Annotated in this window: 18 protein-coding genes; 6 read left to right on the top strand and 12 right to left on the bottom strand. The window is 61.5% G+C overall.

The genetic code is table 11. The annotated features are described in order from the left end of the window. Window positions 1–9 precede the first annotated feature (9 nt). Together NT26_RS09745 and NT26_RS09750 are read right to left on the bottom strand one after the other, a co-directional pair. Entirely contained in the window at window positions 10–621 is a 612-nt protein-coding gene (locus NT26_RS09745) for a LysE family translocator (protein ID WP_052642014.1), read from the bottom strand. 39 nt (window positions 622–660) lie between these two features. Further along, window positions 661–1509 (bottom strand): cell envelope integrity EipB family protein, encoded by an 849-nt coding sequence (locus NT26_RS09750; protein WP_052638616.1) that lies wholly within the window; start codon window positions 1507–1509, stop codon window positions 661–663. Between the two features lie 114 nt (window positions 1510–1623). Here NT26_RS09750 and NT26_RS09755 point away from each other — a divergent pair, with 114 nt between their 5' ends. Genes NT26_RS09755 through NT26_RS09770 form a run of 4 tightly spaced genes read left to right on the top strand, consistent with a single transcriptional unit; the run spans window position 1624 to window position 4457 of the window. Beyond that, on the top strand, window positions 1624–2094 hold the full coding sequence (locus NT26_RS09755; RefSeq protein WP_052642016.1) for a RidA family protein: 471 nt from the start codon (window positions 1624–1626) through the stop codon (window positions 2092–2094). Next, window positions 2091–2816 carry a glycerophosphodiester phosphodiesterase gene (locus tag NT26_RS09760; RefSeq protein WP_052638617.1) on the top strand — a complete coding sequence of 242 codons (726 nt, stop codon included), beginning with the start codon at window positions 2091–2093 and terminating at the stop codon, window positions 2814–2816. The genes NT26_RS09755 and NT26_RS09760 overlap by 4 nt, the downstream gene beginning before the upstream one ends. Window position 2817: 1 nt before the next feature. Next, on the top strand, window positions 2818–4035 hold the full coding sequence (locus NT26_RS09765) for a GNAT family N-acetyltransferase (protein ID WP_052638618.1): 1218 nt from the start codon (window positions 2818–2820) through the stop codon (window positions 4033–4035). Then, on the top strand, window positions 4032–4457 hold the full coding sequence (locus NT26_RS09770) for an HIT family protein (protein WP_052638619.1): 426 nt from the start codon (window positions 4032–4034) through the stop codon (window positions 4455–4457). The genes NT26_RS09765 and NT26_RS09770 overlap by 4 nt, the downstream gene beginning before the upstream one ends. A 58-nt stretch (window positions 4458–4515) precedes the next feature. Here the strand turns inward: NT26_RS09770 and NT26_RS09775 are convergent, their stop codons facing one another. The 9 genes from NT26_RS09775 to NT26_RS09815 form a co-directional block, all read right to left on the bottom strand. Then, entirely contained in the window at window positions 4516–5373 is an 858-nt protein-coding gene (locus NT26_RS09775) for an urea carboxylase-associated family protein (protein ID WP_052638620.1), read from the bottom strand. A gap of 50 nt (window positions 5374–5423) precedes the next feature. Next, a complete protein-coding gene (locus NT26_RS09780; RefSeq protein WP_052638621.1) occupies window positions 5424–5762 on the bottom strand; it encodes an AzlD domain-containing protein in 339 nt (112 codons plus the stop codon). Further along, on the bottom strand, window positions 5752–6513 hold the full coding sequence (locus NT26_RS09785; protein WP_052638622.1) for an AzlC family ABC transporter permease: 762 nt from the start codon (window positions 6511–6513) through the stop codon (window positions 5752–5754). Before NT26_RS09785 ends, NT26_RS09780 begins: the two co-directional genes overlap by 11 nt. Window positions 6514–6597: 84 nt before the next feature. Next, window positions 6598–9117, bottom strand: coding sequence for an ATP-dependent Clp protease ATP-binding subunit ClpA (gene clpA / locus NT26_RS09790; protein WP_052638623.1), 2520 nt, complete (start codon window positions 9115–9117; stop codon window positions 6598–6600). A gap of 9 nt (window positions 9118–9126) precedes the next feature. Beyond that, window positions 9127–9480 (bottom strand): ATP-dependent Clp protease adapter ClpS, encoded by a 354-nt coding sequence (clpS, locus tag NT26_RS09795; protein ID WP_052642018.1) that lies wholly within the window; start codon window positions 9478–9480, stop codon window positions 9127–9129. Window positions 9481–9707: 227 nt separating this feature from the next. After that, on the bottom strand, window positions 9708–10058 hold the full coding sequence (locus tag NT26_RS09800) for a phasin family protein (RefSeq protein WP_052638624.1): 351 nt from the start codon (window positions 10056–10058) through the stop codon (window positions 9708–9710). 103 nt (window positions 10059–10161) lie between these two features. After that, window positions 10162–10365 (bottom strand): DUF3126 family protein, encoded by a 204-nt coding sequence (locus tag NT26_RS09805; RefSeq protein WP_052638625.1) that lies wholly within the window; start codon window positions 10363–10365, stop codon window positions 10162–10164. Window positions 10366–10490: 125 nt separating this feature from the next. Next, window positions 10491–11315: a serine O-acetyltransferase gene (cysE, locus tag NT26_RS09810; protein WP_052638626.1), complete on the bottom strand. Its 825-nt coding sequence runs from the start codon at window positions 11313–11315 to the stop codon at window positions 10491–10493. A gap of 113 nt (window positions 11316–11428) precedes the next feature. Then, a complete protein-coding gene (locus NT26_RS09815) occupies window positions 11429–12205 on the bottom strand; it encodes an alpha/beta fold hydrolase (protein WP_052638627.1) in 777 nt (258 codons plus the stop codon). A gap of 148 nt (window positions 12206–12353) precedes the next feature. Between NT26_RS09815 and NT26_RS09820 the strand changes: the two genes are divergently transcribed. Beyond that, entirely contained in the window at window positions 12354–12599 is a 246-nt protein-coding gene (locus NT26_RS09820) for a zinc-finger domain-containing protein (protein WP_052642020.1), read from the top strand. A gap of 17 nt (window positions 12600–12616) precedes the next feature. Next, complete coding sequence (locus NT26_RS09825; protein ID WP_052638628.1) at window positions 12617–13780, top strand: FAD-dependent monooxygenase; 1164 nt, start codon at window positions 12617–12619, stop codon at window positions 13778–13780. Between the two features lies 1 nt (window position 13781). Here the strand turns inward: NT26_RS09825 and NT26_RS09830 are convergent, their stop codons facing one another. Next, a complete protein-coding gene (locus NT26_RS09830) occupies window positions 13782–14972 on the bottom strand; it encodes a cystathionine beta-lyase (RefSeq protein WP_052638629.1) in 1191 nt (396 codons plus the stop codon). Between the last annotated feature and the right edge of the window lie 306 nt (window positions 14973–15278).

Raw genomic sequence — 15278 nt, forward strand, 5'->3', positions numbered from 1 at the left:
GTAACGCGCTCAGCGCTCAGCCAGCGCCAGTTTGGCGCCCATGGCCACGAAGGCCGCAGCGAACGTGCGACGCATCCAGGTGACCACGGCCGGCCGCGAGATCACGTGCCGGCGCATCGCCGCAGCGAAAACACCGTAGCCGATGAAGACAATGAATGTGAGCGCCATGAACACGCCGCTCAGCACCAGCATCTTCGGCAGCGCGCCGGCCTGCGTCGGGCTGACGAACTGCGGCAGGAAGGCAAAGAAGAAGATCGAAAGCTTCGGGTTGAGGATGTTGAGAAGGATGCCGTCGACGATCGTCTGGCGAAGCGAGCGCGGCGCGCGCTCCTCGTCGACGCTCAGCGTCCCGCGATCCATGATCGTCCGCCAGGCCATGTAGAGCAGGTAAGCGACGCCGAGATACTTGATGATCTCGAAGGCGAGTGCGCTGGCATGTAGGACTGCCGCGAGACCGGTCACGGCTGCGGCAATATGCGGGACGATCCCCAGTGTGCAGGCCAGTGCCGCGACGATACTGGCTTTGGCGCCGCGCGAGAGGCCTGCCGCCAGCGTGTAAAGGACGCCGGTGCCAGGCGAGGCAACGATCACGAGTGACGTCAGGAGGAATTCGATGCTCATCATGCGCGTTCCCCTTCATGGACGAAGACCGACCGGTATCTACGGTCGCGGTTGGGTCTGGTCGCAACTCGGCTTGTCGAGGAGGTCCAGTCTCGAAAGGCTTCCGCTGAGGACGAAGTCGCCATAATCCATGGTGAGGTCGCGCGTAATGCCGTTCTCGTAAAGCTTGAAGGACATGGAATAGACCGGCGTCGTGTCGCCCGACCCGCCGTCGTTGAAATACGCGATCGAGACGGGCCAGTAGGCCGCGTCGGCGAACTCGCCTGCCTTCGCGGCGTCCCCTGCATCATCCTTCTCCGGCTTCTGCTGGGGTCCGATCACCGTATTGGTGATCATGCTCTGGTCACCGTTCTCCGATCCGTCGAAGATGCGGGCTTCGAAGAAGCGATTTCCGTTGCGGGCATTCCGGATGACTTCCAGCATGTGTTCGGTCGGGAAAGCGCTCGCTGTCAGCTCAACCTCCCGCGGATCAGGGAGATCGATCGCCACCTTCACTTTCGAATCCGCCTCCATTGCGGCCCCGCTCACTTCCTTGTCCAGTTGCTCGTCGGTGAAGGATTTCGTCTCGAAGCGGAACTCACCCTTCTCCGTGTTTTCGAAAGTCGTCGTCTGCTGGTCGGTCAGACGGGTGTCCTCGCCGGTGCTGATGCGCGTCACGAAACGGAAGTTGGTGGTGAAGCCGGTACATGCGGATCCGGTGAACTCGTAGACCATACGTCCGTTCAGTCCCTCGATACCGGAGCGGTCCGATGCGTCCTTCAGCTTCAGATCATAGACCGCGCGATGCGGGAGCAGTCCCGCAGCCCCTTCGACACCGGCCAGTGCCGGCACGGACGCTCCCGCGGCCAGACCGAAGGCGAGGATCGCTACGCGTCCATGGTCGATCATTCATTATCTCCTGTTGGACTCACCGAGGGTGTTATATGAACGCCATCCAGCAAGGCTATGCCTCTTTGAATGCCGGATTTTCAAGCCGTTTACAACAAACACTGGGAGTCGATCATGTCTGAAGCCATCGAGAACCGCCTGAAGGAGAAGGGCATCGTCCTGCCGGCAGCGGCTGCGCCCGCTGCAAACTACGTCCCCTATACGATCAGCGGCAACACGCTCTATCTCTCCGGACAGTTGCCGATCGAAAACGGCAAAGTTGCGGTCACGGGCCTCGTGGGGCGTGACGTCGATGTCGCGGGTGCCCAGCGCGCCGCCGAACTCTGCGCCATCAACATCCTTGCCCAGGCTAAGGCAGCGCTCGGTGGAGATCTCGGGCGCATTCGCCGCATCCTCAAGCTCAACGGTTTCGTCGCCTCGATGCCCGATTTCACCGAGCAGCACCTCGTCATCAACGGCGCGTCGAACCTGATCGCCGACATCCTGGGCAACGCCGGCAAGCACGCCCGGGCTGCAGTCGGCATGGCAGCACTGCCGCTCAATGCCTCGGTGGAGATCGACGCCATCATCGAGATCGAAGCATGAGTCACGCCGCATGGATAAAGGACGTGCCGGTCGCCCATCGCGGCTATCACGACATGAACAAGACCGTCTGGGAGAACACACTCTCGGCCTTTTCCCGCGCCGTCGAGGCGGGATTTGCCATCGAGTGCGATCTGCAGCTTGCCGCAGACAGCGTGCCGGTCGTCTTTCACGATCACGATCTTGAACGCCTTTGCGGCATCAAGGGCGATGTGCGCGAGCGCACCTCAGCAGAACTCGGCATGCTTGCCGTCGGCGGCACCTCGGACAAGATCCCCACCCTCAGGCAGATGCTGAAGCTGGTCGCAGGCCGCGTTCCGCTCGTCATCGAGATCAAGGGGCGTTCCGGCGAGGATGACGGCTTCGCCGAGGCCGTGCTGGAGGCGCTGGAGGGCTATGACGGCAAGGTGGCGCTAATGAGCTTCGACCACCATATCCTGAAGGACCTCAAGAAAGCGGGTTCACCCCATCCTGTCGGACTGACCGCCGAGGGCGTGAAGCCGGAAGACCTGTTCGCCCACGACGACGCGATGCATCTCGGACTGGATTTCATCTCCTATTTTCACGGTCACCTCCCCAACAGCTTTGTCACCGCACAGAGACAGTCAGGCATCCCGGTGATCACGTGGACCGTCAGGGATGAAAATGCCCGGGCGCATACCTATACTCATGCGGACCAGATGACGTTCGAGGGCTTCGACCCAAGGGAGACCCCTTCCGCATAGGATGACAGAACCTCTTTCCATCCGCATCGAGAAGAGCTTTGCCGCGATCACGCCAGAACGCTGGTCGCGGCTTGCCGGCACATCGAGGTCCGGCCACGGCATCTACAATCCGTTCCTGTCGCACGCCTACCTGTCGGCCATGGAGGAATCCGGGTCGGCTATCGCCAAGACAGGCTGGCTCGGACATCACACGCTGCTGGAGGACGCCTCGGGCACGCTGCTTGGCGCCATCCCCGGCTACCTCAAGAGCCACAGCCAGGGCGAATACGTCTTCGACCATGGCTGGGCTGACGCCTTCGAACGCGCCGGCGGGCAATATTATCCGAAGATCCAGTGCAGCATCCCTTTTACCCCGGCGACCGGCCCGCGCCTGCTCGTCTCGGAGGGGCAGGATGAAGCGTCCGTTCGAGCCACCCTGGCAGCAGGTCTCCAGCAGGTGACACGACAGCTCGGCGTCTCTTCCGCCCATGTCACCTTCCTGCCGGAGGAAGAACTGCCCTTCTTCGAGGAAGCCGGGTACCTGCACCGCACGGACCAACAATTCCACTTCATCAATGCCGGCTATGCCGACCACGACGCCTTTCTCGAGACGCTCGCGTCGCGCAAGCGGAAAGCCCTGAAGAAGGAACGTCGGACGGCGGTGGAGAACGGCATCACCATCGACTGGCTGACCGGCAGCGATCTCACCGAAGACATCTGGGACCAGTTCTTCGCCTTCTACATGGACACCGGCAGCCGCAAGTGGGGCCGTCCCTACCTCACCCGCGGTTTCTACTCGCTGATCGGCGAGCGCATGGCGGACGACATCCTGCTGGTGATGGCGAAGCGCACCGGCCGCTACATCGCCGGCGCGATCAACTTCATCGGCGGCGACGCTCTGTATGGCCGTCACTGGGGGAGCATCGAGGATCACCCCTTCCTTCATTTCGAAGTCTGCTATCATCAGGCAATCGATTTCGCTCTCGCCAAGGGGCTGAAACGGGTCGAGGCCGGTGCGCAGGGCGAGCACAAGCTGGCGCGCGGATACCTGCCGGTGACGACGCATTCGGTGCACTTCATTGCCCATCCGGGCCTGAGGCGTGCCGTGGCCGACCATCTCGAGCGGGAGCGCCGTGACGTGGAGCACGTCGGCGAATACCTCGAGGCGCACAGCCCCTTCCGCAAGGGAGAACGGCAGCAGCAAGGACCATCAAGAGACGAAGGAGAGGATTGCCAATGAGCGGCCAGACCTATGACGACAACAACATCTTCGCGAAGATCCTGCGCGGCGAGATCCCGTGCCACAAGGTCTACGAGGACGACGATACGCTGGCTTTCATGGATGTGATGCCGCAGGCTCCCGGTCACCTGCTGGTGGTACCGAAATCGCAATCTCGCAACCTCCTCGACGCGGACCCGGCGGCATTGTCGAAGACCATCCCGGTTGTCCAGAAGCTCGCGAAGGCGGCAAAGGAAGCCTTCGACGCCGACGGGATCTTCATCGCCCAGTTCAACGAACCGGCCGCCGGGCAGACGGTCTATCACCTGCACTTCCACGTCATCCCACGCCGCGAAGGCGAGCCGCTGAGGCCGCATTCTGGCAAGATGGAAGACGGTGACATCCTGAAGACCAACGCCGAAAAGATCAGGGCCGCCCTGTAAGGCATGCTCGCAAACCAGAAGGGAGGCTCGTCAGCCTTCCTTTTTCAACGCACGGATGTCAGACCGGGCTCACATAGCCGTTCCGGTCCGGAAACGGCCAGTCCGACAGCAGGTCCATGTCCGGCCGGAACACTTCAACCTTCAAGGGATAGCAGGCCGCCACATCGCTTGAATGCGAGCTGCCACAGTCTCCTCCCGGGCAGGCGGAGAGAGCACCCAGCAGGTCGATCTCGGCGAAGAATTCCAGGTAGTCCCCCGGCCGCACCGGGCTCGCCTTCATGAAGTACTGGTGCGTATCCTTCGTGAAGCCGGTGCACATGAAGACGTTCAGGACGTCGTGGACATGCGGTTCCGCCTCCTTGAACGACATTCCCCGGGCAGAAGACAGCGCGCGGCAAAGGTTGGAATGGCAGCAGTTGTGATAGTCGCCGCCGCTCAAGAGCCGGTTCGTGTAAGGATCGCAGCGCGTGCCAATGACGTCATGCACGCCTGCACCATCATCGTCCCAGCCATACCAACCGAGCGTATCGTGGGTGATCGTCGCCATGGGCCGCAGCGACGGCAGCGTGCTCCAGAGCCGATCACCGACAGACAGGTGTGTCGCGTGCAGCGCCCTGGTCTTGCCGCTGAAGAACCGTTCGTTGAGGTCATTGGCGTTCCAAAGGTTGAGATCCCCGACCTGCGGCCCCTCTATGCTGACGACACGGAAGAAATGCCCCTTCGGCACCGTGAATGTGCGCCCATCGCGTGGCGGCACGATCACCTCGTCGATCTTCTCCAGCGTCTCCCGGGCCCGTCCCAGCCGATCCAGGTCCGGCGCCGCCAGCGTCCCGTTTGGATAAACCACCACGGGCGTTCTCGAGCGGCGCTCGGCCGCGTCGGCGGGTTCTGCTGGGCGAAGTATTCTGTCTGTCATGGGGATTCCGTATGGGTGAGGCAGGGTGTGGATTGGCAGGTTGGGTAGCGCTAGAAGCCAAGCCAGTAAAGGCCAAGGCCCAGGAGTAGGGTAGAGGTGACGACTGCAACGCCGATCCGCTGCCCCGCGATCAGGAATGCACCGAAGCCTATCCCGGCAGCGCCGAGTCGCAGCCACAGTGGCGCATCGGCCAGGGTTCCGGTCGGGAAGACGATAAGCTTCGCGGTCACCGCCATCACCAGCGCCGTTGCGACCGCCCTCACCCAGTACAGGGCCTCGGAATCCTCATCCAGCCTGTTGCCAGCCAGGACCCCGAGCCACCGCCAGATGTCGGTTGCCAGCCAGCCGGCAACGGCGATCACGATATAGGGCCACCACTCATCGCCCATGCAGCTTCTCCGCCTGAACCGTCCGCTTCCGCCCCCGAATCCAGAAGCGATCGATGAGATAGGCGAGCGTTCCGCCGCCGATTCCCGCATAGAGAACGTCAAATCCCGGTGACACAAGTGCCAGCATCGGACCGGAAGCCACCCCGATGACAAAGGCAAGCCGAACCACCGCCTGTCGGGCCGTCGCCCAGATGGATGCGAGGAAATAGACCGGCGTCAGCATGAACAATGCGCCTGAGACAACCGGCGGAAACGTTTGGACCACTCCATAGCAGACGGCGACGATCAGGGTGTTGGTCAGCGTCAGCGTAATCCCGAATCCGGCGAAGAAGGTCGCCCGATGCTCCCGCGGCACATCCCGGAGACGCTGCGTCGCAAAAACCCAGGCAGTGATGGCGACGAAGTGCGATAACAGCAGGAGCAACCAAGTAGGGGTGCGCCCCGTCCGCATCTCCGGAACCAGCGACGCAACCATCGGCATCATACGGATGGACGAGAGCGTCACGGCGACGAAACACGCAGCGATATGAGCGCCGCTCGCCATCATGCCGACGAGGATCATCTTCGCCGGCAGCGCCCAGATCGAGATGGTCATGAAGATGGCTTCGCCTCGCGAGATTCCCGATTCAAAGGCAAAGGCGCTGAATCCGACGAAGGAGGTCATCAGGATGATGGCGGGCAGCGAAGTGATGCCCCGCATCCCGGTCAGGAACCAGAAGGAGGCAGACTGCGTATCACTGCTTGGCGACATAAGGAAACCGAAGGCAAGGCGGACTGGCCGCAGGAAAAGGCAATGCCGGGCAAGATACCCGGCATTGCCAATGTGGTGATATCGTTACTTCGACTTCGGCACGCGTGGCACAATGCTGCCCTTGCGAGGTGGCGTCTGCGGCGCCTCCTCGGAGGCAGTCACGTCGGCTTCTGCCATCGGCCTGGCGGGTTCGCCGTCATCCCTGCCCTTGGACTTCTTTGCGGGACGCGACTTCTTCGCCTTCGCGCCAGCCTCTTCCGAAGCCTCTTCGACTTCGGCTTCCGGCTTCGGCTTCACCGGCACGGCTTCCGGAATGCACTCCAGGATCAGGCCGTCGGTGCCATCTTCCTGCTTGCCGACCGTTACGTGAACGACACCACCCTTGCGCAGCTTGCCGAACAGAATCTCGTTGGCGAGCGGCTTCTTGATGTGCTCCTGGATGACCCGCGCCAGCGGACGTGCGCCCATGCGCTCGTCATAGCCCTTGTCCGCCAGCCAGGCGATTGCATCGGGCTGCAGGTCAAAGGTGACGTTGCGCTCTGAAAGCTGCGTCTCCAACTGCATGACGAACTTCTGGACGACCTGGTGGATGACCTCCGTCGGCAGCGGCGCAAAGGGGATTGTCGCGTCGAGCCGGTTGCGGAATTCCGGCGTGAACAGGCGGTTGAGTGCCTCTTCATCCTCGCCCGTGCGCTTGGAGGAACCGAAGCCGATCGCGGCCTTGGCCATTTCCGATGCGCCCGCATTGGTCGTCATGATCAGGATGACGTTGCGGAAATCGATTTTCTTGCCGTTGTGGTCGGTCAGCGAACCGTGGTCCATGACCTGCAACAGGATGTTGAAGATGTCTGGATGCGCCTTCTCGATCTCGTCCAGCAATACCACGGAATGCGGGTGCTGGTCGACGCTGTCGGTCAAGAGGCCACCCTGGTCGAAGCCGACATAGCCGGGAGGTGCGCCGAGCAGGCGCGAGACCGTGTGCCGCTCCATGTATTCCGACATGTCGAAGCGCAGCAGTTCCACGCCGAGCGACGACGCCAACTGCTTTGCAACCTCCGTCTTGCCCACGCCGGTCGGGCCGGAGAAGACGTAGGCGCCGATTGGCTTGTTCGGTTCGCGAAGGCCGGCACGGGCGAGCTTGATCGATGTCGAAAGGGCTTCGATCGCCTTGTCCTGGCCGTAGACGACCGAACGGAGTTCCTTCTCCAGGTTGGCGAGAACCATCTCGTCGTCCTTGGAAACCGTCTTCGGCGGGATCCGGGCCATGGTGGCGATCGTCGCCTCTATCTCCTTTTCGGTGATCAGTTTGCGCCGCTTCGAGGCGGGCAGCAGCATCTGCGCCGCGCCGGTTTCGTCGATCACGTCGATCGCCTTGTCCGGCAGCTTACGGTCGGAGATGTAGCGGGCGGAGAGCTCGACCGCCGACTTGATCGCCTCGTTCGTGTAGCGGAGCTTGTGATACTCCTCGAAATAGGGCTTGAGCCCCTTCATGATCTCGATCGCATCATCGACAGACGGCTCGTTGACATCGATCTTCTGGAAGCGGCGGACGAGCGCCCGGTCCTTTTCGAAGAACTGCCGATATTCCTTATAGGTCGTCGAGCCTATGCAGCGGATTGCCCCGGACGAGAGCGCCGGCTTCAGCAGATTCGATGCATCCATCGCACCGCCGGACGTTGCGCCCGCCCCGATGACGGTGTGTATCTCGTCGATGAACAGGACCGCGCCGGGATATTCTTCCAGCTCCTTCACCACCTGCTTCAGGCGTTCTTCAAAATCGCCCCGATAGCGGGTGCCAGCGAGCAGCGTGCCCATGTCCAGCGAGAAGATGGTGGCGTCAGCGAGTGCCTCGGGCACCTTGCCCTCAACAATGCGCTTGGCGAGACCTTCGGCGATCGCCGTCTTGCCGACGCCGGGATCGCCCACATAGAGGGGATTGTTCTTCGACCGGCGGCAAAGGACCTGGATCGTCCGGTTGACCTCGGAGTTGCGGCCGATCAGCGGATCAATGCGGCCGCCCTTGGCCTTCTCGTTAAGGTTGACACAATAGGCCTTCAGAGCCTCTGCGGGCTTCTTGCCGGATCCATCCTCCTGCTCGCGCGCCGGTTTTGCGTCGGCATCGCTTTCGTCTGCGCCGCGAGGCGGACGTATGGTAGAGGCACCGGGCCGCTTGCCGATCCCGTGGGAGATGTAGTTGACCGCGTCGTACCGGGTCATTTCCTGCTCCTGCAGGAAAAAGGCGGCATGGCTTTCGCGCTCCGCGAAGATCGCAACGAGCACATTCGCGCCCGTGACCTCTTCCCGGCCGGATGACTGGACATGGATGACGGCACGCTGGATCACGCGCTGGAAGCCGGACGTCGGCTTTGAATCCTCGTCGTAACCGGTGACGAGATTGGCAAGCTCGTTGTCGACGTAGTCCATCACGGTCTTGCGCAGAGCGTCGAGGTTGACGTTACAAGCACCCATGACCGCTGCTGCATCGGCATCGTCGATCAATGCCAGAAGCAGGTGCTCGAGCGTGGCATATTCATGATGCCGCTCGTTCGCATAGGTCAGTGCCTGGTGTAGCGCCTTTTCAAGACTAGGCGAGAAAGTTGGCACGTGGGCTCCTCACTTCTTTTCCATCACGCATTGGAGCGGATGCTGGTGCTGCCGGGCAAAGTCCATGACCTGGCTCACCTTCGTCTCCGCGACCTCGTACGTGTAGATTCCGCATTCCCCCACGCCATGATTATGAACGTGGAGCATGATCCGCGTGGCTGCTTCGCGATCCTTCTGGAAGAAACGCTCCAGAATGTGGATGACGAACTCCATCGGCGTGTAGTCATCATTCAACAGCAGTACGCGGTACAGATTTGGTTTCTTCGTTTTCGGCTTCGTGCGGGTGATAACGGACGTGCCGCGATTAGCGTTGTCTCCGTCGCCGCTTTTGTCATCTTGCATCAAGATCGGCCGTGCGATCATCTTCATTCATTCCCCAATCGTCCGACGAACGCGATCGGCTCGAGCGGCGGACATCAGATCGTACTAACTTAGTTCATCGGGCTGCGATTTTAAGCCCCCCTCGCCGCCACGCAATCACTATTCCGTCCCCGACCCGCTCCAGCCGCAAATTCTCAAGTCGTCGGAATCACGAGGCCGGCGACGGATCCGTCACCGGCCTCTGAATTCCTGCTGGCTCTTCCTTCCGGTCAGGCCGCGTCGGCGGCCACAACCTCAGTCGAAACGGCTGTCGAAGGTTGCGGTTGTAGCTTGTAGCCGGTCTTTGCAAGTTGCGAATAGAGTTCGCCAAACTTGGCTGCCTCGGCAACGAACGCATCATAGGACGACTTCATGTAGCCTGTCTGGATCTGGTAGGCTTCTTCCATGCCGCGAGCCGACATCAGCGATTCCATGAATGCAGTCATTTCGTTGAACGACCGGCGGGAATAATCGGTCGCCTCGGCCGCAATGAGTTGGAAGCCCTTGGTCATATCGGAGTAGCCTTTCAGCATCTCCTCCATGGTCTCCATGCTTTTGCTGGCATTATCGAAACTGAACATAGCAGTGCCCCTTGTTCATTCGCACCCGCTCATAGAATGGCGGGCTTCTCCGTGAGTCAAGGAGTTTTGTGCAGCGCACAAAGTATACAGTCCCCACGGGGGCTCAAAGATCGACGTCGAGGATCGCCATCGAGAAATTGTACGAGCGGTCGCCGTCTTCATCATCGAGGTAGACGACGCCCAGGAACTCTTCGCCAAGATAGACTTCTGCGGAATCGTCCTTCCTCGGCCGAGCCTTGACGACCATCTGCGGATTGAACATCCGCTTGAAATAGCCGTCCAGCTTCTTGATTTCGTCAGGTTTCACGATGTCTTCTCCGTAAGCGGTTCGGTTCGCGGCGCTTGTGCCATGCCATCAAGGGCAAAGTAAAGGCAGCCACCAACCCGCCGGCACTTTTCCGGCGGGGGCGGCAAGTACCTTGCCTCCATCGCTCACTCGTCGGAGGTCAGCAACTGGTCCATCAGCCGGGCCGGTTCGGAACATCCGGCCTCCCCGACCACCTTGGCCGGAACCCCCGCCACCGTCTTCTTCGACGGTACCGACTTGAGCACGACGGACCCCGCGGCGACGCGCGAGCACGAACCGATATCGATGTTGCCGAGGATCTTGGCACCAGCCCCGATCAGCACGCCGTTGCCGATCTTCGGATGCCGATCGGCTCCTTCCTTGCCGGTACCGCCAAGCGTCACGCCATGCAGGATCGAGACGTTGTCGCCGATGACTGCCGTCTCACCTACCACGAGGCCCGTGGCGTGATCGAGGAAGATGCCCTTGCCGATCCGCGCTGCCGGATTGATGTCGGTCTGGAAAACGCTTGACGCCCGGCTCTGCAGATAGAGTGCGAAGTCGCGGCGCCCGCGCGCAAGCAGCCAGTGCGCCAGGCGGTGTGTCTGTATCGCGTGGAAGCCCTTGAAATACAGCACCGGCTCCAGGAAGCGCAGGCAGGCGGGATCGCGATCGTAGACGGCCTGGATATCCACCCGCAGGACGCTGCCCCATTCAGGCCAGTCGACCAGCATCTCCGCGAAGGTCTGGCGGAGCAGCACGGCTTGAAGGTCGGGATGATCAAGGCGCTCACAGATCCTGTGGATGACGCAATCCTCCAGCGACGTGTGATTGAGGACTGTCGAATAGAGGAAGGCTGCCAGAAGCGGATCGTTGTCGGCAGCCGCCCGCGCCTCCTGCCGCATCGTGTCCCAGATGGGATCGACAGTCGCGACAGGCTCCTTCGGGCGGATCTCGGTTCTTGCGGCCATGGCCGTCTCCTCGTTTCTCTAGCCGTCGGTCATATAGAATGACGATATAGCAAGACCAATGGCAACGAAATCGCATTTCGTTGACGGCTATGTTCAATCACAGCGAACGCCGGTCAGTGTTCGGCATAGAAATCGAGCACAGCCTTCTTGAACACCTTGTCACCGACCGCCAGCATGTGGTCGCGGCCCGGAATGTCGAGCGCCCTAGCATTCGGCATCAGCGCCGCCAGCTTGTGGGGCGAACCGGCGATATCATCCTTTGTTCCGACGCCGATCAGGGTCGGGACTTCAATCCGGCCCATATCGGCTTCTGCCACCAGATCCCGCGAACCGCGAATGCAGGCGGCCAGCGCCTCCCGGTCGCTCCTCGTCTGCTCCGCGAACGCGCGGAACATCCTGCCGCGATCATGATCGACGTCATCGAGCGAAGGCGCCAGAAGCGCATCGGCGATCGGATCCCAGTCCCCTACGCCGTCGGTCATCCCGCTGCCGAGCCCGCCCAGGACGAGCGACCTGACACGATGCGGGTGAGCGAGCGCCAGGAAGACCGATATCCGCGCGCCCATCGAATAGCCCATGACGTGCGCCTCAGGTATCCGCAGGTGATCGAGAAGCGCAACGGCATCTTCGGCCATGACCCAGGGGCGGTAGGCTTCCGGGTCGCGCGGCTTATCACTGAGGCCATGGCCGCGGTTATCGATGGCGATCACCCGGTAACCTGCCTCGCCCAGCGTCTTCACCCAGCCTGGATGGACCCAGTTGACGAGAGCGCTGGAGGCAAAACCGTGGATCAGAAGTACCGGGGCCCCCGCCGGGTCGCCCTCGTCCAGATAGTAGAGGTCGAGACGATTGTGGCGGAAGGATGAAAACGGCGGAGCATCGAGGTTCATGGAATAGCCTTGGTCATAGTCGGACGCATCACGGGCATGTATTCCGGCCGCACCCGAGTTTCCAGCCTCCCCCGGCCCTTTTCCCACTACACATTCCCATACGGGGACTATAATGTCCGCCGCCAATGACAAGCATTCGGAGACGACCATGGCCGGGCACAGCATTCCCCATTTCCAGAACGACGGCGGACATCGCATGATCGAGATCGGCGTGAAGGAGTTCATGTGCACCGGCGCATCGGTGCCCTTCGACCATCCGCACATCTACATCGATATGGGCGACGACAGCGAAAAGGTCTGCTCCTATTGCTCTACGCTTTACCGCTACAACGCGACCCTCAAGCCTGAGCAGACGAACCCTCCGGGATGCGTCTTCCACGTCAAGGCCGCCTGACGCGAAGTCACTAATCCATGTCTGTCGAGAGAGTTGCAGTCGTTGGGGCCGGAGTGGCAGGGCTCACCGCTGCGCTCTCCTTCGCGCGCCATGGCATCGCGTGCGACATCTTCGAGGAGGCGCCGGAGCTCCGAGAGGTCGGCGCAGGGCTCCAGATCTCGCCCAATGCCTCGCGGATACTTGGCGAACTAGGCGTTCTGCCGGCGCTTGAGGCCACCTGGGCCGAACCTGAGCGGATCGCGCTCGTGTCGGGAACTTCGGGGCGCAACCTGGCCCATGTTCCGGTCGGCGAGTTTGCCCGCAAGCGGTGGGGCGCTCCCTATGGCGTCCTGCATCGGGCAACACTTCAAGGCGCATTGCAGGCGGCGGTCCGCGCCAGTCCGCTCTGCAGTCTTCGCCTTGGCACCCCGCTGCGTTGCGACATCCGTGCGAGCATCAAGGCCGTTTCCAACAAATCCTATCCTCTGATCATCGGCGCCGATGGTGTCTGGTCCGAAGTCCGCGAGCAGGTCCCCGGAGCTCCGGTCGCGAGCTTTTCGGGCAACGTGGCCTGGCGCTTCAACCTGCCCCAAGCGAACGTCCCCGAGTGGCTGTCACTCAGACAGGTCACCGCCTTTCTCGGCCCGTCGGCACATCTCGTCGCCTATCCCCTTAACGATACCAACAGCATCAATCTCGTCGCGATCGCGTCCGGCATCTCATCAGCGAACGTCTGGGATGCAACGGCAAGTGATACCCAGCATCGCATGCTGTTGGCGCAATTCGGCAGGTGGGACAGGCAGTTGCTTCAACTGCTCTCGTCTGTCGTAACACCTACCTTCTGGCCGCTCCATCAAGTCTCCACAGGCCGATGGCAGAACGGCAGCGACATCGTCATCATCGGCGATGCGGCCCATGCGATGATGCCGTTCGCGGCACAGGGTGCTGCCATGGCGATCGAAGACGCTTTCGCTTTGGCAGCACGAGTGTCCGGCGCAACGTCGATTGCGACGGCAATTTCCATGTTTGAGGCAGAGCGGACGGCGAGGATTGCCCGCGTTCGCGCCCGTGGAGCGTTCAACCGCTTCGCCTATCATGCCCGCGGCCCCATACGCCTCGGGCGCGATCTGGTTCTTGCGGTAAAGCCGCCGCAGTCGCTGGCTGCGGAGCTTGACTGGCTCTACGGCTACCGGATGTCCTGAATCAAATTGCTGCGGCGGCCGCGAAGCCGGCCTCGAGATCCTTCTTCAGGTCTGCAACGTCTTCGAGCCCGATCTGCAGCCGGATGACCGGTCCATCCAGTGGCGCCTTGCGGATCGTCCGGTCCGACAGGTTGACCGGCACCGCCAGGCTTTCATAGCCTCCCCAGGAGTAACCGAGCCCGAAGAGCGCCAGCGTATCGAGCAAGGCATGAGCCTTCTTGCTGAAACGGCCGGCATCGTCGACCTTCAGCACGAAGGAAAAGACGCCGCTCGCTCCCTTGAAGTCGCGTTTCCAGATCTCGTGCCCCGGAAAGCTCGGCAAGGCCGGATGCAGGACCCGCGCGACGTCATCCCGGCTCTCCAGCCACCGCGCGATCTCGAGTGCGCTTTTCTGGTGATGCTCCAGTCGGACGCCCATCGTCCGCAATCCACGCAAGATCTGATAGGAATCGTCCGGCGAGCCGCATATCCCCATCGTGATGGCAGCATCATGCAGTTGCGGCCAGTACTTGGCGTTCGCGGACACCGATCCCATGATGATATCCGAGTGTCCGGACGGATATTTGGTGGTGGCATGGATGGAGATGTCAGCCCCGAAATCCAGCGGGCGGAAGTAGAGAGGCGTGGCCCATGTATTGTCCATGGTTACCACGCATCCGTGGCGGTGGGCCGCCTCCGAGATGGCCCGGATATCCTGCATCTCCATGGTGTTTGAGCCAGGAGCTTCCGTATGCACCAGCCTCGTGTTCGGCCGCATCAGGCTCTCGATCCCGCCGCCGATCTCGGGATCACAGTACTCGATCTCCACGCCCAGCCGCCTCAGCATCGTGTTGCAAAAGAGCCGGCACGGGGCATAGACGGAATCGACGATGAGTGCATGGTCGCCCGCAGAGAGGAAAGCCAGGAACGGCACCGAAATCGCTGCGAGGCCTGAGGGGACCACGATGGTTCCGGCGGAGCCTTCGAGCTCATCAAGAGCTTCGCACAGCGCGTCCGTGGTCGGTGTGCCTCGTGTTCCGTAGGTATATTTCTGCGCCCGTGTCTCCATGGTGCGGCAATCGGGGAACAGGACCGTCGATGCATGGACTACCGGGGGATTGACGAAGCCGTGATAGCTGAACGGGTCATGCCCCACATGGGCAAGACGCGTGTTGACGCCGGCGTCGGCGGACAAGGTAGACCTGTTTTTCATGTCGGAAGAGGCTCTCTGCTGGAAGGTGGCCGGATGTTGCCGCCTGTCGTGAGGCCGGTCAAGCCCGAGGCGACAGCTGCGGATGGCACCATCGCCAATGCATTTGGCAACCACTGCCTAAGGTTTGGGAGTCTGTCACTGCATTAGGCATATCAGGAAGGTTTGACTCTTTTTGGACACAATTTGAACGCCGCAGACTTGACCATGCTGGCGTTTGCGACTGTGATAGCGCTCCCCGCATCCGGGAGGTTGGTGGGGCGCGGCATGGGTTCGGCTGTCGAACTTCATCGCGACGAGATTAGAAAA

Source organism: Pseudorhizobium banfieldiae (genome assembly GCF_000967425.1).
GTDB lineage: Bacteria > Pseudomonadota > Alphaproteobacteria > Rhizobiales > Rhizobiaceae > Neorhizobium > Neorhizobium banfieldiae.

Bases quoted from the DNA above. Each gene is read 5' to 3' on its own strand.
- NT26_RS09745 (WP_052642014.1), bottom strand. From the start codon at position 621: ATGAGCATCGAATTCCTCCTGACGTCACTCGTGATCGTTGCCTCGCCT.
- NT26_RS09750 (WP_052638616.1), bottom strand. From the start codon at position 1,509: ATGATCGACCATGGACGCGTAGCGATCCTCGCCTTCGGTCTGGCCGCG.
- NT26_RS09755 (WP_052642016.1), top strand. From the start codon at position 1,624: ATGTCTGAAGCCATCGAGAACCGCCTGAAGGAGAAGGGCATCGTCCTG.
- NT26_RS09760 (WP_052638617.1), top strand. From the start codon at position 2,091: ATGAGTCACGCCGCATGGATAAAGGACGTGCCGGTCGCCCATCGCGGC.
- NT26_RS09765 (WP_052638618.1), top strand. From the start codon at position 2,818: ATGACAGAACCTCTTTCCATCCGCATCGAGAAGAGCTTTGCCGCGATC.
- NT26_RS09770 (WP_052638619.1), top strand. From the start codon at position 4,032: ATGAGCGGCCAGACCTATGACGACAACAACATCTTCGCGAAGATCCTG.
- NT26_RS09775 (WP_052638620.1), bottom strand. From the start codon at position 5,373: ATGACAGACAGAATACTTCGCCCAGCAGAACCCGCCGACGCGGCCGAG.
- NT26_RS09780 (WP_052638621.1), bottom strand. From the start codon at position 5,762: ATGGGCGATGAGTGGTGGCCCTATATCGTGATCGCCGTTGCCGGCTGG.
- NT26_RS09785 (WP_052638622.1), bottom strand. From the start codon at position 6,513: ATGTCGCCAAGCAGTGATACGCAGTCTGCCTCCTTCTGGTTCCTGACC.
- clpS (WP_052642018.1), bottom strand. From the start codon at position 9,480: ATGATCGCACGGCCGATCTTGATGCAAGATGACAAAAGCGGCGACGGA.
- NT26_RS09800 (WP_052638624.1), bottom strand. From the start codon at position 10,058: ATGTTCAGTTTCGATAATGCCAGCAAAAGCATGGAGACCATGGAGGAG.
- cysE (WP_052638626.1), bottom strand. From the start codon at position 11,315: ATGGCCGCAAGAACCGAGATCCGCCCGAAGGAGCCTGTCGCGACTGTC.
- NT26_RS09815 (WP_052638627.1), bottom strand. From the start codon at position 12,205: ATGAACCTCGATGCTCCGCCGTTTTCATCCTTCCGCCACAATCGTCTC.
- NT26_RS09820 (WP_052642020.1), top strand. From the start codon at position 12,354: ATGGCCGGGCACAGCATTCCCCATTTCCAGAACGACGGCGGACATCGC.
- NT26_RS09825 (WP_052638628.1), top strand. From the start codon at position 12,617: ATGTCTGTCGAGAGAGTTGCAGTCGTTGGGGCCGGAGTGGCAGGGCTC.
- NT26_RS09830 (WP_052638629.1), bottom strand. From the start codon at position 14,972: ATGAAAAACAGGTCTACCTTGTCCGCCGACGCCGGCGTCAACACGCGT.